We start from the raw sequence: 16,409 nt of genomic DNA, 5'->3' as shown, positions 1-16,409 counted from the left end.
TTGGCGCGTATTTTTATTTTGACAACTAAAATTATTGCGCCCATCCTTTTTGTATTCCGGCGAATCCGCCGGTCGGCTCGCAAGGGCCAAAAACGGGAGGAAGACATGTATAAACCCCTTTTGGCTGCCGTCGCGCTGACGGCCGGCCTTGCCACCACAGCCTATGCCGACATGACCGTTGGCGTGTCTTGGTCAAACTTTCAAGAAGAGCGCTGGAAAACCGATGAAGCGGCGATCAAATCGGCATTGGAGGCTGCCGGTGCGACCTATGTTTCCGCCGATGCGCAATCGTCCTCGGCCAAGCAATTGTCGGATATTGAATCTTTGATGGCGCAGGGTGTGGATGCGCTGATCGTGCTGGCACAAGACACGGCCGCCATTGGCCCGGCGGTGCAAGCGGCGGCCGATGAAGGGATTCCGGTCATTGCCTATGACCGTCTGATCGAAGACCCGCGCGCCTTTTACCTGACCTTCGACAATGTCGAAGTGGGCCGGATGCAAGCGCGTGCCGTGTTCGAAAAAGCGCCCACCGGCAATTATGTGATGATCAAGGGCTCGCCCACCGACCCGAACGCGGATTTCCTGCGCGGCGGTCAGCAAGAGGTGCTGCAAGCCGCGATTGACGCGGGCGATATCACCATTGTGGGCGAAGCCTATACCGATGGCTGGCTGCCCGCGAATGCGCAGCGCAACATGGAACAAATCCTGACCGCGAATGACAACAATGTCGATGCGGTTGTGGCCTCGAACGATGGCACCGCCGGTGGCGCGGTGGCCGCGCTTTCGGCGCAAGGTATGGTGGTTCCGGTTTCTGGCCAAGATGGTGACCACGCCGCGCTGAACCGCATTGCGCTGGGCACGCAGACCGTGTCGGTTTGGAAAGACTCGCGCGAGCTGGGCAAAGCGGCGGCCGAAATTGCCGTGTCGATGGCGGGCGGCGCCGCGATGAGCGATGTTGATGGCGCGGTGGAATGGACCTCTCCCTCCGGCACCATGATGACGGCCAAGTTCTTGGCGCCCGTTCCAATCACCCAAGACAATCTGAGCGTGGTCGTGGATGCGGGCTGGATCTCGCAAGAAACGCTGTGCCAGGGCGTTTCCAACGGCCCGGCGCCCTGCAACTGATCTGAATCCTGGGGCGGCCTGTGCAGGGCCGCCCTTGTTCGGCCCCGTAAAGGCGCCGCAGCGCGACCCGTCAGCAATCGGATACCCCCATGAACAACTCGGCCCCGCAAGAGGCGGCCCCGAAGCGGTCGCTGTTGCAATCGCTAGAGGTAGACACGCGGCTTTTGGGCATGATCGGCGCTTTCGTCTTGATCTGCCTTGTCTTCAACGTGTTCACCGATGGGCGCTTTTTGACCCCCCGCAACATCTTCAACCTGTCGATCCAGACCGTTTCGGTGGCGATCATGGCGACGGGGATGGTTTTCGTGATCGTGACGCGCCACATCGATTTGTCGGTGGGCGCGGTTTTGGCCATGTGCTCCGCCGTGATGGGGGTGTTGCAGGTGCAATTGCTGCCGCAATATTTCGGCCTTGGCCATCCGCTGATCATGCCGCTGACCGTGATCGGCGGCATCGTGACCGGGGCGGTGATCGGCGCGTTCAATGGGTGGCTGATCGGCTATCAGCGCATTCCGGCCTTTATCGTCACGCTGGGGGGGCTGCTGATTTGGCGCAACGTCGGCTGGTATCTGACCGATGGGCAAACGCTGGGCCCGCTGGACCCGACCTTCCGCCTGGTCGGTGGGGTCGAGGGCACGATCGGCGCCACCATGTCGTGGGTTTTGGGCGCAATCTTTTCTGTTTTGGCGGTGTTCGTGCTGTGGCGGGCCCGCCAAGCCAAGATCCGGCATGAATTTCCGGTCAAGCCAATGTGGGCCGAAGGCGTGCTGATGGGCATTGCCGTTATGTCGATCATGGGCTTTGTCGCGCTGCTGAACAGCTATGAAATTCCGATCGGGCGGCTCAAACGGCAATTCGCCGAAGCGGGCGAGGTCATGCCCGAAGGGTTCACCGCCTATTATGGTCTGCCGATCTCGGTGCTGCTGCTGATCGTCATTGCCGTGGCGATGACGCTTTTGGCCCAGCGCACGCGGTTGGGGCGCTATATTTTTGCCGCCGGGGGCAACCCCGATGCGGCAGAGCTTTCGGGCATCAATACGCGGATGCTGACGGTGAAGATTTTCACCCTGATGGGGGTGCTATGCGCGATTTCGGCGATGGTGGCGCAAGCGCGTTTGGCCAACCACACCAATGATATCGGCACGCTGGATGAGTTGCGCGTGATCGCGGCGGCGGTCATTGGCGGCACCGCTTTGGCGGGTGGCATCGGCACGATCTATGGCGCGGTTCTGGGCGCAATCATCATGCAATCGCTGCAATCGGGCATGGCGATGGTGGGCGTAGATGCGCCGTTCCAAAACATCGTGGTTGGCGGCGTGCTGGTGCTGGCCGTCTGGATCGACATTCAATACCGCAAGCGCACGGGGGAAAAGGTATGAGCATTCAAGAAACCCCGCTTGTCGAACTGCGCGATGTTTCCATTGCCTTTGGCGGGATCAAGGCAGTCGATCATGTCACGGTTGATCTCTATCCGGGCGAAGTTGTGGGCCTGCTGGGCCACAACGGTGCGGGCAAATCGACCCTGATCAAGTGCCTGTCGGGCGCTTATCAAATGGACAGCGGCGCGATTTATATCAACGGCAACAAGGCCGAGATTCGTAATCCGCGCGATGCGCGCCGCTACAACATCGAGACGATCTACCAGACGCTCGCGCTGGCCGATAACCTCGATGCGGCCTCGAACCTATTCCTCGGGCGTGAGTTGGTAACGCCCATGGGCTTTGTTGACGATGCGCAGATGGAGGCCGAGACGCGCAAGATCATGGGCCGTCTCAACCCCAATTTCCGCAAATTCAAAGAGCCGGTGAAGGCGCTTTCGGGCGGCCAGCGGCAATCGGTGGCGATTGCGCGCGCGGTCTATTTCAACGCCAAGATCCTGATCATGGATGAGCCAACCGCGGCGCTCGGTCCGCATGAAACCCAGATGGTGGCAGAGCTTATTCAGGAACTGAAGGCCCAAGGCTTGGGCATCTTCTTGATTGAGCATGACATTCATAACGTCATGAAGCTGTGCGACCGCGCCTCGGTCATGAAGAATGGCCAGCTTGTCGGCACGGTGAATGTGAATGAGGTCACAGATGAAGACATTCTGGGCATGATCATCTTGGGCAAAAAACCAGATGGGGGGATGGTCTGATGTATCTTGGTCTCGATCTGGGCACGTCTGGGCTGAAGGGCATTTTGATCGACGCGGATCAAAAGGTTCTGGCCGAGGCAACCGCGCCGCTGAGCGTGTCGCGCCCGTATGAGGGCTGGTCCGAACAGGCGCCGGCAGATTGGATCGGGGCCGCAGAAAAAGTGCTGGCGGAGCTGGCTGGGTTTGGTTTGGGCAGTTTGCGCGGCATCGGCCTTTCGGGGCAAATGCACGGGGCAACATTGCTTGATGCTTCGGATGATGTGCTGCGCCCGTGCATTTTGTGGAACGATACCCGCTCGCATGTGGAGGCGGCAGAACTTGATGCGCAGCCGATCTTCCGCGCGCTTTCGGGCAATATCGTCTTTCCCGGATTCACCGCGCCGAAGCTGGTTTGGGTCGCCAAGCATGAACCCGCTATTTTCGCCCGCGTCGCCAAGGTGCTTTTGCCAAAAGACTATCTGCGGCTGTGGCTGACGGGCGAGCATGTGGCGGAGATGTCCGATGCGGCGGGCACCGCTTGGCTGGATGTTGGCAAACGCGATTGGTCGGAAGAGTTGCTTAGTGCCTCGGGCATGCGCCGCGATCAGATGCCGCGACTGGTCGAAGGGGCCGAGGTTTCGGGTCTACTCCGCCCGGAATTGGCGGACCGGTTCGGCATTCCTTCTGGTGCTGTGGTCGCCGGTGGCGGCGGCGACAATGCCGCCTCTGGCATTGGTGTGGGGGTTGTGAAGGCGGGGCAGGCGTTTGTCAGCCTTGGCACCTCGGGCGTGCTGTTCGCGGCCAATGACGGCTATCAGCCCGATGCCGCGACCGCTGTGCACACCTTTTGCCACGCGCTGCCCGGCACATGGCACCAGATGGGGGTGATCTTGTCGGCCACCGATGCGCTGAATTGGTATGCGCGTTTGGTAGGGGCCGAACCGCAGGCGTTGACGGCGGATCTGAACGCGTTGGAAGCCCCGGCAAAGACCCTGTTTCTGCCCTATTTGGGGGGCGAGCGCACACCGCTGAATGATGCCGCCATTCGCGGGGCGTTTATCGGGCTTGAGCATGCGACCGACCGCGAGGGGGCCACCCGCGCGGTTCTGGAAGGCGTGACCTATGCCATTCGCGATTGCCGCGATGCTTTGGCGGCGACGGGCACGCAGATTGAAAGCCTGCTGGCCGTCGGCGGCGGCTCCAAATCGCGCTATTGGTGCGAGGCGATTGCCACCGCGTTGGGCACGCCGGTTTCTCTGCCCGTGGCGGGGGATTTTGGCGGCGCCTTTGGCGCGGCCCGTTTGGCCCTGATGGCCGCCACGGGCGCAGGCACCGAAGTGGCGCACCAACCCACGATTTCAGCCGTAATAGAGCCTGTTTCAGGCTTGCGTGCGGCATTTGACGAAGGCCATGCCCGCTACCGCGCGGCGCAGGCCGCAATCCGAGGACTGACATGACCGATTTCTTCAAGGGTATCCCGCAAATCCGCTACGAGGGGCCGGAGACGACGAACGAATTCGCCTTCCGCCACTACAACCCCGAAGAAGTCGTGGCGGGCAAAACCATGGCAGAGCATCTGCGCTTTGCCGTGGCGTGGTGGCACAGCTTTGCTTGGCCGGGTGGCGACCCGTTTGGCGGGCAAACCTTCCAGCGCCCGTGGTTTGGTGACACGATTGAACTGGCCAAGCTGAAAGCCGATGTGGCCTTTGAGATGTTCGATATCTTGCAAGCGCCGTTCTTCTGCTTCCACGATGCTGATATTCGCCCCGAAGGCGCGGATTTCGCCGAAAATACCCGCAACCTGCAAACCATCGTCGATTACATCGGTGAGAAGATGGACGGGTCGAGCACCAAGCTGCTTTGGGGCACGGCAAACCTGTTTAGCCACCGCCGCTTCATGTCGGGCGCGGCGACCAACCCCGACCCGGATGTGTTTGCCTGGTCGGCGGCGACGGTGAAAACCTGCATGGATGCCACCCACAAGCTGGGTGGGCAGAACTATGTGCTTTGGGGCGGGCGCGAAGGCTATGAGACGCTGCTCAACACAGATTTGACGCGCGAGGCGGAACATGCCGGGCGGTTCTTGCAGATGGTGGTCGAGTATAAGCACAAGATCGGCTTCAAAGGCACGATCTTGATCGAGCCAAAACCGCAAGAACCCTCCAAGCATCAATATGACTATGATGTTGCCACGGTTTACGGCTTCCTCAAGCGCTTTGGCCTAGAGAACGAGGTGAAGCTGAACATCGAGCAGGGCCATGCGATTTTGGCGGGGCATAGCTTTGAGCATGAACTGGCGCTTGCGGCTTCGCTGGGCATTTTGGGCTCGATCGACATGAACCGGAACGATTATCAATCGGGCTGGGATACCGACCAATTCCCGGATTCTGTGCCCGAGATTGCCCGCGCTTACTATGAGATTTTGAAAGCGGGCGGGTTTACCACCGGCGGCACCAACTTTGATGCAAAACTGCGCCGTCAATCGCTTGACGCGGAAGATCTGATCTTGGCCCATGCGGGGGCGATGGATGTCTGCGCCCGCGCGCTCAAGGCCGCAGCGGCGCTTTTGGAAGATGGCAGTCTCGAAGCGAACAGGGCCGCGCGTTATGCGGGCTGGGACACGCCCGAGGCGCAAGCGATGCTTGGTTCAGATCTAGCCAGTATCGAGGCTTTGGTGCGCGAGAAAGGCATCAATCCCGAGCCGCGTTCAGGCCGCCAAGAACGGCTTGAAAACCTCTGGAATCGGTTCGTTTGAGCCACGAAAGGGCCGCCGCAAAGGCGGCCCTTTTCAATCCAGCGTTTGGCGAAACCGGCTGAGCGCCAGAAGCGAAAACACAAAGGCAAAGCCCGTCAGCGTTAGTAGGGGCTGCGCCACCTCGCCAAGGCTCGCCCCTTTCAACATCACCGCCCGGATGAGCCGCAGAAAATGGGTGAGCGGCAGCGTTTCCCCAAGCCATTGCGCCCAAATCGGCATGCCGCGAAACGGGAACATGAAGCCCGACAGCAAGATCGAGGGCAGGAAGTAAAAGAAGGTGAGCTGCATCGCCTGCATTTGCGTGCGCGCCAGCGTGGAAAAGACATAACCCAGCACCACCAGCGCCATCACAAAGATGAAGACACCCAGCAGGAGCAGCCACAAGCTGCCAAAGAACGGCACGCCAAACAGAAGCTGCGCCGCGATCAGCACGACCGAGACTTGTACCGCGCCGACAATAAAATAAGGGAGCACCTTGCCCAGCATTACCTCAATCGGCGTGACGGGCATGGACAGCAGGTTTTCCATCGTGCCGCGCTCCACCTCGCGGGTCAGCGCCATCGCCGTCATCATCACCATCGTCATTTGCAAGATCACGCCCAGAAGGCCGGGCACGATGTTGTATTGGGTGACACCTTCGGGGTTGTAGCGGCGGTGCACCACGACATCGACTTGGTTGGCGGAAGTGGCATTTTCAGCCGTGTTAGAGCCGCTTTCGCGCAAAAGGGCCTGCGCGGCCACGGTGCCCAAAGTGGAAATCGCGCCCGAGGCAACGGAAGGGTCTGTGGCATCGGCCTCGATCAAGATCTGCGGATGCTCGCCGCGCAAAACCTTGGTGCCAAAATCGGATGGCATGGTGACCACAAAGCTGACCTGCCCCGTGGCCATCAATTCTTCCGCTTCTGCGGCAGAGACATAAGGATGGGTGAATCGATAATAGCCCGTCAGTTCCAGCGCGCTGACCATGGACCGGCTAAACCGATCTTGCGCCGTGGCCACGAGTGCGGCGGGCAGGCCCTTTGGGTCATTGTTGATCGCAAAACCAAACAGCAAAAGCTGCATCAAGGGCACGCCCAGCATCATCGCGAAAGTGATCCGGTCGCGGCGCATCTGCACCGCTTCTTTGCGGATGATGGTGATCAAGCGGCGCAAGGACAGAAAGCGTTTCATTCCATATTGTCCTTTGAGGCCCCCATAAGCTGGATGAACACATCTTCCAGACTGGTGTCGGCATCGGTGACGCTGGCTCCGGTGTTTTTTGCCACTGCTTGCGCGGCGTGGCGCAGGGCCGCGCCATCGCGCCCGATCACATGCAGATCGGTGCCATAAGGCGCGATCTGATCGACCCCATCCTGGCCCAAAAGCTGCTTTTGGGCGGCCACAAGGTCCCCCCCGCGCAAGATCACGGTGGTCAGCCCGGCATCGCGCACGACCTGATCGACCGTGCCATGCGAGATCAGCTTGCCGTAAGAGATGTAATTGATCCGCTGACAGCGCTCGGCCTCGTCCATGTAATGGGTCGAGACAAGGACCGTCAGCCCATCAGCGGCCCGGTGGTGAATTTCATCCCAAAATTCGCGCCGCGCCTTTGGGTCCACCCCGGCGGTGGGCTCATCCAGCATCAAAAGCTGCGGTGAATGCATCAAGCAGGCGGCGAGCGCGAGCCGCTGCTTCCAGCCACCCGAAAGTGAGCCCGCCAATTGCCGTTTGCGGCTGCTCAGCCCCAGATCTTCGAGCGTATCTGCCACGGCGCGCCGGGGCAGGCCGTAGACCCCGGCCACGAAGGTCAGGTTTTCTTCAAGCGTCAGGTCTTCGTAAAAGCTGAAGCGCTGGGTCATATAGCCGATCTCGCGCTTGATCTCGCGTTGTTCGCGCAAAATGTCATGGCCCAAAACCGAGCCAGTGCCGCCATCGGGGGTCAAAAGCCCGCACATCATCCGAATGGTGGTGGTTTTGCCCGAACCATTCGGCCCTAAAAAGCCGACGATCTCGCCCCGGTTCGCCTGCATCGAGACATGATCGACCACCGTGCGGTCGCCAAAAATCTTGACCAGATCGGTGACCGTGATGGCGGGCGCTTCGGTCATTGGCCGGGCCCGGCCAGACTGGCATCGACGATTTGGCCGGGTTTGAGACGGGTATCGCCTTCGGGCCGGGCCTCGACCAGATAGACAAGCTTTTGGCGGTTTTGCAGCGAATAGATCACCGGCGGCGTGAATTCTGGCCCGTCGGAAATATAGCTGACCACGGCGGTCAGCCCCGGCGCGCAGCCATCGCAATTGATGCGCAGCCGGCTGTCGGGGTGGATCGCGGCAATCTCGCTCTCGGGCACGTAAAGGCGCAGCTTCACCGCACCGTCGGGCAGCAGGGTCAGCACCGGCGCGCTGGGCCCGGTCATCTCGCCGGGGCGGCGCAACAGATCCGAGACCACGCCATTGGCGGGCGCGGTGATCTGGCGCTTGTCCAACAACCATTGCGCCTTTTCGACGCTGGCTTGGCCAGCGCGCATACGGGCCTTGGCGGCGGCGATTTCCGCGGGGCGGGCGGGCAGTTTGGCCACGGCCAGATTGGCCTCTATTTCAGCCACTTTTGCTTCCGCCACCGTAAGGGCGGTTTGCGCATCTTCGCGCTGGGCTTCGGTCGCGGCGCCGCGCGCGGCCAGCGTTTCATAGCGCGTAGCCGTGCGGCGCGTTTCCATCAATTGCGCACGGGCCGAAGCCAGCGCCGCCGCAATCACCCGAATTTCCTCGGGGCGTTTGCCCTGTTGCAGGTTTTCCAGCTGGCTTTGGGCCTGTGCCAAAGCTGCGCGGGCCTGTTCCAGCGCGATGGTGGCATCGCGGTCTTCTTGCAACGCCAGTCTTTGCCCCGCGCTGACCCGATCCCCGCGGGCCACCTCCAATTGACGCAATTCGGCCTGTGAAACCGGGGCGAGGGCAACATGTTCACCTTCGACATAGCCCGTGGCCAGCACGGCGGGGGGAACGCAAGCGGCAAAGAACGCCGCAATGATCGGCAACGAACAAAGGCTCATGGCGTGGTCCTTCTATGCTGCGCGATCAGCGCGGTGATGTTGGATTTCAAGATGTCGACGATGCGGGCGGTCTCATCGGGGCCCAGCGCGTCCCAGCCCATCCGCCGCGTCACGACCGGGGCGCCGATGCGGAAGTAAAGGATCTGACCCAGCGCGGTGAAGATCATCAGCTTCGTCGTTTCGGCCTCTGCCGGGGCGCCTGTCGCGGTTTCCCACAACCGGCAAAAGCGCGAATGCGCCGGGACGACGAGTTGATCGTAAAAACTGTCCAGCCCAGGGCTACCGCTTGCCACCTCGCGCAGCATGAAGGTCACACTGGTTTGCATGTCATGATCGGCGATCATATGCGCGGCGAAACGCTCGACAATTGCCAAGATCAACGCTTCGGCGGCTTGCGGCGTTGTTGGTTCGGGCAAAGCCTCAAGGTTTAATAGGGCCCCGATATGGCTGGCAAAGGCTTCGGCGCAGGCGCGGCGTAACCCCGCTTTCCCGCCGAAGTGATAAGCGATCGAGGCGACATTGGTTTTTGCGGCGGCGGCAATTTCGCGGGTGGAGGTCCCATCGAACCCCTTTTGCCCAAAAATTGCGATGGCGGCCCGCAGCAGATCGCCGGCTGTGCCGGGGTCTGAGAGGGCTACGGTTTTGGAATCGACTCGTTCTGCCATGACACTAGAATTCAATCAAACGTTTGATTAGTCAATGGTGGCAGAAAAACCCGACCCAGTGAATGACTGGGTCGGGTCTAAAAAGGCTCTATTCTGCCTTGAAGGCTTAGTTCACGACAAATTCGGCATGCAGCGCACCGGCGGCATTGATGCTTTTGAGAATGTCGATCATGTCACGCGGGCTGACACCAAGGGCGTTGAGACCTGCCACCACATCAGAGAGCGAGCTGGTTTCGGCGACCTCGGCCATCTGAACCCCGGGTTCTTCCGCAATCTCGGCTTGGGTGCGCGGCACCACCACGGTTTCACCGCGGGCGAAGGGGTTGGGTTGCACGACAAGCGGGGTTTCCTGCACCCGCAGGGTCAAATTGCCTTGGCTGACCGCGACGCGCGAGATGCGCACATCTTCACCCATGACAATCGTACCCGAGCGTTGATCCACCACGACGCGGGCGCGTTGTTCGGGCTCAACATCAAGATTTTCAAGACGCCCCAGAACATGCGCGGCCGAGCGCATGCCGGCATTGCTGACATTCACGGTCACGGTGCCGGAATCTTCCATCGTGGCGATACGGCGGCCGAATTCACCGTTGATCACCTTTTCAATCCGCAAAGCGGTGGTGAAATCGGGCGTGCGCAGCGCCAGCCGGATGGAGGACAGGCTGTTCAACTCAAAGCCGATCTCGCGTTCGATATGCGCCCCCGAGGGGATCAGGCCAGAGGTCGGCACGCCTTGCGTTACGGCGGCCCCTTGGCCCTGCGCGGCGACACCGCCCGCGATCACCGCGCCTTGGGCGACGGCATAAATCTCGCCATCGGCCGCGTTAAGGGGTGTCATGATGAGTGTGCCACCCAGCAGGCTTTTGGCATCGCCAATTGCCGAAACCGTAACGTCGATCTTGCCGCCCGCACGCGCAAAGGGCGGCAGCGAAGCGGTGACCATGACGGCGGCGACGTTCTTGGGTCGGAACTGCTCGCCAGTAACGTTAACGCCCAGCCGTTCGAGGATATTGGACATGATATCTTCGGTGAAGGGCGCATTGCGCATCCCGTCGCCGGTGCCATTGAGCCCGACGACAAGGCCGTAGCCCACCAGATCGTTGCCGCGCACGCCGTCGAATTCGACCAGATCCTTGATCCGGATCGGCGCGGCTTCGGCGGGCGGGGCGATCATCATCAGCGGCGCAATCAGCGCAAGAACGAGACAAAGAAGTTTCATCGGGGCCTTCATCAGATGTAATCCGTCAGCGACAGTTGCGACACGCGGGAGGTCAGCGTGTAGAGGGTTTCAAGCTGCGACTGCACCGCTTCCAGCGCGGTGGCGCCGTCATAGGGATCGACGCCGATCAATTCGTTTTTGGCGATTTCCAAAGACGATTTCTGGGCGGTGTTGCGGGTTTGGGCGCTTTCCAACTGGCCTTCAACCAGACCGACATTCGCGCGCACCGTGGACAGCGCGGCATCCGCGGTCACCATCCGTTCCCCCGCCGCCTGCATCACAAACGCGCGTGCGGTTTGGTTGTTGGGGACCGCATCTTGCGAAACCAGTGTCGCCAAGGCGAACCCTTTGAGAAGCTCACGAATGTCGCTATCGGCCGCCGTCAGCGTGATCTGCGCATGATCGCTGTCAGAGATTTGCACCGGCGCAAGCGGGTTTTGGCTGCCAAAATACGCAACATCCAAGAAGCCGCCGCCGCCCACGGGTTGGTCGAACCACGCATCGACCGCCGTTACCACATCTGTCCCGCTGAGCGCTGCGCTGGTCGCGGCTTTCAAGGCGGTCATGATGGTGTTTGAATCGGCCACGGGTAGGGTGTCGGTCGTATTGCCCGACATCACATAACGCCCGGCGACATTGGTGTTGAGTGCATCCAGGATCGAGGAAAAGCGGATTTCCGCATCTTGTGCCCCGGTCGCAATCTCTGTCGTATGCGTTGTGGTCGTGATCGACATCAGGGTCGATCCAAGATCATTGGCATGCCCCTGCATCAGTTCAAGCGCAGATTGTTGGCTGCTCGCCAGCAGATTGGTTTCCACCGCGACTTGGTTGAGCACATCTGCCCGCGACAAAGACCGTTCGATCGAGGCGAGGGCGGTAAAATCGCCGCCCACAGCCGCGCCGACATCGCCGGTAACGCCGGTCACCAGCTCTGACGAGAGCCGGTTCATCGTCGTTTTAAGCTGCGCATTGTGATTGCGCATCATGTAGGTCTGGGCCATGTCGCCAACGGACATATACTTCATGTCAGAGCTCCAGAAGTTGCTGGATGAGGGCGTCGATGGTCTGGATCACGCGCGCATTCGCCGAATAGGCTTTTTCAACGACAAGAAGGGTTTGCATCTCGTAATCGGTGTCGACCCCCTCTGCGAGCGCCATCTCGTGCAGCGCCTCTTGCCGTGCATTGGCGTAGCCTTGGGTCAATTCTGACGACTGCCGTGACGACGAGGCGAAGGACATGATATCCGCCGACAGGCCCGCCATCGAGCGTTGCTGCGCGCCGAAATTGCCCGAGGCAGGGACGGTCTGCGCGGTCATCGCTGCGGTCATCGCATTGAGCAGTGTCGCATCGCTGACGACGCCCGGCGTTGCGGCCCCCAAGCCATCGCGCATATGCCAGACCGCGCCGCTTTGCTGCGGGTCCACGATCGCATTAAGCGAGATACGCCCGGCCAGACCGGCCTCGTTGGCAACGACAAGCGGCCCGCCCATATCCGTGAACAGGCCCGGATCACCGGGGTTCAGCGTCGGGTCAACGGCGCTGCTTTCAAAGCGGGAAATCAGATCCCGCGCCACGGCATCCAGCTTGGCTTGCGCCTGCGGGGCAAGATCGTCACGCACCGCAAAAGCTGCGCCCAGCGTGCCGCCGTCAAACTGGCTGCCGGCACCCGTGGTCATCGGTTGGCCATTGACGGTGATGCCCGAAAGCTGCCCACCGGCAAGCGTCATACTGGCGGACATCACGCCCGCCCCGGTGAAGCCGATGTCATAGGCATGGCCATCGAGCAAGATGCCCCCGCCCTTGGTAAATAGCGCAATCTGGTTGTTATCGCGCTGCACGACTTTGATCGGCACGATCTCGGAAATGTTGTCGACCAGCATTTGCCGCTCGTCCATCAGGCCATTGGCATCGCGCCCCATCGCAATTTGCGTGGTGATGGTGCGGTTGAGCAGTTCGATCTCACCCAGCGTTTCGTTCAGGGTGTTCACCTGATTGGCAATCGAGCGATCCGCTTCCAGCCGGGTCTGTTGCAGATCCGCGGAAACCGTATTCAGTTTGTCCGCCACAGTGCGCGCGGCATCGACCGCGCTGGACAGTCGTGCGGTGCTATCGGGCATGCTGGACGCCGACAGAAGTGCGTCTTCAAATTGCGAGACAGTCCAGCTGAGCGACCCTTCGGTGGTCGGGTCGCCCAATTGGTTTTCGAACCGGCTGTAAAAGCTGGTGCGCGCGCTGGCATTGGCCGAGGCTGCATCGGCAAGACGTCTGTCTTGCAACAAGGTTTCATCGACCATGCGATTGACACCATTGATCCGCACGCCGCCGCCATCTCCCCCGAGCGTGTCGGAAGACAGGGACAATTCGCGGCGTGCGTAGCCTTCGGTCATCACATTCGCAACGTTCGAGGAGACGACTTCGGCCGCCCGGCCCGCTGCAGTCAGCCCGGTTACGGCATTGTTGAGTGCACCCGCGATGCCCACCATGTGTCAGCTCCTCTCACTCAGGCGTTTTGCCTTAGCGTTTGATGTTGGTCGTCTCCTGCAGCATCTCGTCGACGGTCTGGATGACCTTCGCATTCGACGAATAGGCGCGCTGCGTTTGGATCAGGCTGGTCAGTTCGTGCGCCACGTCCACGGCCGAGCCTTCGCGGGCATAGCCTTCAATTGCGCCGGTCGGCCCATCGCCCGCATCCCAAAGGTAGAACGAGCCCGAATTCGACGAAACTTGGTAGGTCTGGTTGTCCAGCGCGGTCAGCCCGTTCGGGTTGGCCACATCACTCAGCGGCACCTGATAGACGGTGCGGATGAAGCCGGTGTCATAGGTCGCCTTGATGAAGCCGTTCTCGTCGATCTCCACCGCGGTCAGGTTCCCCACCGGAGAGCCGTCTTTGGTGATCGAGGTCGGCGCGAAATCGGTAGCAAGCTGGGTCAGGCCGTTGGTATCGCCCAGCGTCCCGATCGTTGCGGTGATGTTTTGCAGGCCGTCTTCCACCGAAAGATCAATGGTGCCGGTGGTGCCGTTCCAGACCGGGCTGGCGCCAATCTCGGTGACGCCCGACAGGGTGCCGCCGTTCGCCGTCGTGTTGTCGAAGTCCAGCGTGTATTGGCCCAGAACGCCGACACCAAGGCCCAGCGGGTCGGTGGTGGTGGCGGAATCGGTGATTGTCATCGTCCATTGGTTCGAGGCGCCGGCGGCCGGAACGGTCGGGTCGAAGGTCACCTGAAGCGTGTTCGACGTGCCGAGGTTGCCAAAATATTCGATTGACGAGGTCAGGTTCTGGTCGCTGGCCCCGGCCATGGTTTCGGTGGCGGGCAAGTTGATGCCAAGGTTCATCACCGTGGTCGGGTCGCCCGCGGTCTGGTTGGCATTTATTACCACCGGCTGCAGACCGGCCGTCGTGTCACGCGGTTGCAGCGGGATCGTGCCGTCGGCATTGGCCGCCCAGCCCAAAAGCACCAGACCCGAGTCGGTGCGCAGAACGCCATCTTTATCTGTGTGGAACGAGCCCGTCGTGGTCATCATCAGCGGCTGCGAGCCAAGCCCGTTGATCAGCCCCGACGTGGTGGCCACGGGCAGGAAGCCGCGGCCCGAAATGGCGATATCCATCGCGTTGGAGGTGCCAACAAGCGAGCCGCGCTCGTCGATCAGGCGGCCCGTCGTGGCGCGCACGCCGCCCGCCGAATAGGTGCCCGCGCTGCGCGATTGCGTCAGCACCATGCTTTCGAAATCCGCGGTCGCCCGCTTATAGCCATAGGTGCCGGAGTTGGCGATGTTGTCGGAAATCGTCGCAAGACGCGTCGCGTTGGCCGCAAGACCGGCCACACCGGCGTTGAGCGAGGAAGAAATGGACATGGGGGCGCCTTTCTGCTGCTGGTCCCTTGATCGACCGCCACACTGCCGTAGGCGTCGTTAAGATGGACCTAACACCTAAAATGCGCCGGATTTCTTTGTCTGCTGCCGGGCGAGGCTGGTGCGGCAACGGACGGCTTAACGCCCGTTGCGCAGCAAGATCACCTCAAGGCGGTTGTTGCGCACCGACAGGGGCACCTCGATCGCCTGTTTTCGGTCGGCAAAGCCCGAAACCCGTTGGATTCTCTTGGCTTCGAAGCCGTCGCCTTCCATCAGCATGCGCATCGTTTGCGCCCGTTCGGTCGACAGATCCCAGACCGGATTTTGCCGCAGCATCGAGGGGTAAGACCGGGTATGGCCATTAATCGCCACGCCGTTGGTGGCATAGCTGAACACCCGCGTCAGCATCTGCGCGATTTCTTCAAGAATCGGTTCGGGCTGCGCGGTTTCCCCGGTAAACAGCGGTTCCTCTTCCAAATCGAAGAATTCGACGATCAGACCTTCGTCGGTGACCTTGGTCAGGATATGGCGCGCCATTTGCTCGCTGACCATCGATTCGCCGCCGACGCCTTGCAACGCCTGCTCGATCTTACGGGCCATCTCCTCGAAGGCTTCTTTTTCCGCATCGGCGGTCTTGTCTTCGGATGTGCCACTGTCGCCGCGCGCCTGACGTTCTTCGGTGGGGCGTTGCCCCGCCGCGCCGGTGCCGGTTTGCGCGATCTGGTCTTCGGAAAAGACGGAATCGCCGCCAAAGGCGCCTTCGCCCCCGCCCGAGATCCGGTTGATCGGAATCGTCGGATTGAAGTAATCCGCGATGCCCTTGCGTTGTTTTTCGGTTGTTGCGTTCAACAGCCACATCAACAGAAAGAAGGCCATCATGGCGGTCACGAAGTCAGCATAGGCCACTTTCCACGCCCCACCGTGGTGCCCATCGCCGCCGACGACCTTCTTACGTTTGATGATGACCGGAGCCGCGTTGTCACGCGCCGCCATATCCACCACCTCTATTTCACCCGAGACAAGAGGTAGCAGCTTCGACTTAAGCCACGCTTAACGGATAAAATGCAATGCGTTTCGAGGCTTAGCCCGCAGGGTCGAACCCGCCGAATTTGCCGCCGAAAAAGCACAAAGGGGCGCCTTTGGTGCAAAGCGTGAAGCGGTCCACTTGGCCGATGATGATCGTGTGATCGCCGCCCTCATGCATCGCCTCGGTCGTGCATTCAAACCGTGCCAAGCAGGTGTCAAAAAGCGGCACATCTTGGTCGTTGAGCTGGTAGGCTAGCCCCGCAAATCCCGGCCCGGAGGAAGAGGCGAATCGCTTCGCCAGATCCGCTTGCTCGGCGCCAAGCACATGAATGGCAAAGGCGGGCGCGGCGGTAAAATGGCGATGCCGCATCGAAGACCGCGCCGCCGACCACAGCACCAAGGGCGGATCAAGCGACACCGATGCAAAGGAATTCACGGTGATCGCGATCGGGTCGCCGCCGCCTTCTTCGCGGGCGGTGACCACGGTGACCCCGGTGGCAAAGCGCCCCAAGGCATCGCGCAACAGGCGCGGGTCATCGGGGCTTGGCACATGGCCAAGGCTGGCTGCCTCGGCCGCGCTCAGGCTCGCGTCGATATCGTCGCTTTCGCTCATCTTTCCTCC

General features: G+C 61.0%; 15 protein-coding genes. 5 read left to right on the top strand and 10 right to left on the bottom strand.

Translation table 11 applies throughout. The features are described 5' to 3' along the window. Positions 1 to 105: 105 nt before the first annotated feature. The 5 genes from xylF to xylA all read left to right on the top strand — a co-directional run bounded on the left by xylF (position 106) and on the right by xylA (position 5,996). Complete coding sequence (gene xylF, locus CKO11_RS06280) at positions 106 to 1,125, top strand: D-xylose ABC transporter substrate-binding protein (protein WP_223634571.1); 1,020 nt, start codon at positions 106 to 108, stop codon at positions 1,123 to 1,125. An 89-nt stretch (positions 1,126 to 1,214) separates the two neighbouring features. Continuing rightward, positions 1,215 to 2,504: a sugar ABC transporter permease gene (locus CKO11_RS06275; RefSeq protein ID WP_223634568.1), complete on the top strand. Its 1,290-nt coding sequence runs from the start codon at positions 1,215 to 1,217 to the stop codon at positions 2,502 to 2,504. Next, a complete protein-coding gene (locus CKO11_RS06270) occupies positions 2,501 to 3,262 on the top strand; it encodes an ATP-binding cassette domain-containing protein (protein ID WP_223634565.1) in 762 nt (253 codons plus the stop codon). Before CKO11_RS06275 ends, CKO11_RS06270 begins: the two co-directional genes overlap by 4 nt. Beyond that, positions 3,262 to 4,698, top strand: coding sequence for a xylulokinase (gene xylB / locus CKO11_RS06265; RefSeq protein WP_223634563.1), 1,437 nt, complete (start codon positions 3,262 to 3,264; stop codon positions 4,696 to 4,698). Before CKO11_RS06270 ends, xylB begins: the two co-directional genes overlap by 1 nt. Then, positions 4,695 to 5,996, top strand: a complete 1,302-nt coding sequence (gene xylA / locus CKO11_RS06260; protein WP_223634560.1) for a xylose isomerase — start codon at positions 4,695 to 4,697, stop codon at positions 5,994 to 5,996. Before xylB ends, xylA begins: the two co-directional genes overlap by 4 nt. 33 nt (positions 5,997 to 6,029) lie before the next feature. Here the strand turns inward: xylA and CKO11_RS06255 are convergent, their stop codons facing one another. The 10 genes from CKO11_RS06255 to CKO11_RS06210 form a co-directional block, all read right to left on the bottom strand. Beyond that, positions 6,030 to 7,166: an ABC transporter permease gene (locus CKO11_RS06255; protein ID WP_223634555.1), complete on the bottom strand. Its 1,137-nt coding sequence runs from the start codon at positions 7,164 to 7,166 to the stop codon at positions 6,030 to 6,032. Next, positions 7,163 to 8,083 (bottom strand): ABC transporter ATP-binding protein, encoded by a 921-nt coding sequence (locus CKO11_RS06250; RefSeq protein ID WP_223634552.1) that lies wholly within the window; start codon positions 8,081 to 8,083, stop codon positions 7,163 to 7,165. The genes CKO11_RS06255 and CKO11_RS06250 overlap by 4 nt, the downstream gene beginning before the upstream one ends. After that, on the bottom strand, positions 8,080 to 9,027 hold the full coding sequence (locus tag CKO11_RS06245) for an HlyD family secretion protein (RefSeq protein ID WP_223634549.1): 948 nt from the start codon (positions 9,025 to 9,027) through the stop codon (positions 8,080 to 8,082). Before CKO11_RS06245 ends, CKO11_RS06250 begins: the two co-directional genes overlap by 4 nt. After that, positions 9,024 to 9,692: a CerR family C-terminal domain-containing protein gene (locus tag CKO11_RS06240; protein WP_223634546.1), complete on the bottom strand. Its 669-nt coding sequence runs from the start codon at positions 9,690 to 9,692 to the stop codon at positions 9,024 to 9,026. Before CKO11_RS06240 ends, CKO11_RS06245 begins: the two co-directional genes overlap by 4 nt. Before the next feature lie 106 nt (positions 9,693 to 9,798). Beyond that, positions 9,799 to 10,869, bottom strand: coding sequence for a flagellar basal body P-ring protein FlgI (locus tag CKO11_RS06235; protein WP_263298412.1), 1,071 nt, complete (start codon positions 10,867 to 10,869; stop codon positions 9,799 to 9,801). Between the two features lie 53 nt (positions 10,870 to 10,922). Continuing rightward, the gene (locus CKO11_RS06230) at positions 10,923 to 11,936 is read right to left on the bottom strand and encodes a flagellin (RefSeq protein WP_223634540.1); all 1,014 of its coding nucleotides are present in this window, start codon (positions 11,934 to 11,936) and stop codon (positions 10,923 to 10,925) included. A 1-nt stretch (position 11,937) separates the two neighbouring features. Continuing rightward, entirely contained in the window at positions 11,938 to 13,395 is a 1,458-nt protein-coding gene (gene flgK, locus CKO11_RS06225) for a flagellar hook-associated protein FlgK (RefSeq protein WP_223634537.1), read from the bottom strand. A 31-nt stretch (positions 13,396 to 13,426) separates the two neighbouring features. Further along, the gene (locus CKO11_RS06220; RefSeq protein WP_223634534.1) at positions 13,427 to 14,764 is read right to left on the bottom strand and encodes a flagellar hook protein FlgE; all 1,338 of its coding nucleotides are present in this window, start codon (positions 14,762 to 14,764) and stop codon (positions 13,427 to 13,429) included. Positions 14,765 to 14,899: 135 nt separating this feature from the next. Then, complete coding sequence (locus CKO11_RS06215) at positions 14,900 to 15,754, bottom strand: flagellar motor protein MotB (protein ID WP_223634531.1); 855 nt, start codon at positions 15,752 to 15,754, stop codon at positions 14,900 to 14,902. Positions 15,755 to 15,842: 88 nt separating this feature from the next. Continuing rightward, a complete protein-coding gene (locus CKO11_RS06210) occupies positions 15,843 to 16,400 on the bottom strand; it encodes a flavin reductase family protein (RefSeq protein WP_223634528.1) in 558 nt (185 codons plus the stop codon). Positions 16,401 to 16,409 lie beyond the last annotated feature (9 nt).

This window comes from Rhodobacter sp. TJ_12 (assembly GCF_020023995.1).
Classification (GTDB): Bacteria; Pseudomonadota; Alphaproteobacteria; order Rhodobacterales; family Rhodobacteraceae; genus Rhodobacter.
Note: the sequence above shows the minus strand (reverse complement) of the source record. Positions and strands in the feature narration are given on the sequence as shown.

Bases quoted from the DNA above. Each gene is read 5' to 3' on its own strand.
- xylF (WP_223634571.1), top strand. From the start codon at position 106: ATGTATAAACCCCTTTTGGCTGCCGTCGCGCTGACGGCCGGCCTTGCC.
- CKO11_RS06275 (WP_223634568.1), top strand. From the start codon at position 1,215: ATGAACAACTCGGCCCCGCAAGAGGCGGCCCCGAAGCGGTCGCTGTTG.
- CKO11_RS06270 (WP_223634565.1), top strand. From the start codon at position 2,501: ATGAGCATTCAAGAAACCCCGCTTGTCGAACTGCGCGATGTTTCCATT.
- xylB (WP_223634563.1), top strand. From the start codon at position 3,262: ATGTATCTTGGTCTCGATCTGGGCACGTCTGGGCTGAAGGGCATTTTG.
- xylA (WP_223634560.1), top strand. From the start codon at position 4,695: ATGACCGATTTCTTCAAGGGTATCCCGCAAATCCGCTACGAGGGGCCG.
- CKO11_RS06255 (WP_223634555.1), bottom strand. From the start codon at position 7,166: ATGAAACGCTTTCTGTCCTTGCGCCGCTTGATCACCATCATCCGCAAA.
- CKO11_RS06250 (WP_223634552.1), bottom strand. From the start codon at position 8,083: ATGACCGAAGCGCCCGCCATCACGGTCACCGATCTGGTCAAGATTTTT.
- CKO11_RS06245 (WP_223634549.1), bottom strand. From the start codon at position 9,027: ATGAGCCTTTGTTCGTTGCCGATCATTGCGGCGTTCTTTGCCGCTTGC.
- CKO11_RS06240 (WP_223634546.1), bottom strand. From the start codon at position 9,692: ATGGCAGAACGAGTCGATTCCAAAACCGTAGCCCTCTCAGACCCCGGC.
- CKO11_RS06235 (WP_263298412.1), bottom strand. From the start codon at position 10,869: ATGATGATCGCCCCGCCCGCCGAAGCCGCGCCGATCCGGATCAAGGAT.
- CKO11_RS06230 (WP_223634540.1), bottom strand. From the start codon at position 11,936: ATGAAGTATATGTCCGTTGGCGACATGGCCCAGACCTACATGATGCGC.
- flgK (WP_223634537.1), bottom strand. From the start codon at position 13,395: ATGGTGGGCATCGCGGGTGCACTCAACAATGCCGTAACCGGGCTGACT.
- CKO11_RS06220 (WP_223634534.1), bottom strand. From the start codon at position 14,764: ATGTCCATTTCTTCCTCGCTCAACGCCGGTGTGGCCGGTCTTGCGGCC.
- CKO11_RS06215 (WP_223634531.1), bottom strand. From the start codon at position 15,754: ATGGCGGCGCGTGACAACGCGGCTCCGGTCATCATCAAACGTAAGAAG.
- CKO11_RS06210 (WP_223634528.1), bottom strand. From the start codon at position 16,400: ATGAGCGAAAGCGACGATATCGACGCGAGCCTGAGCGCGGCCGAGGCA.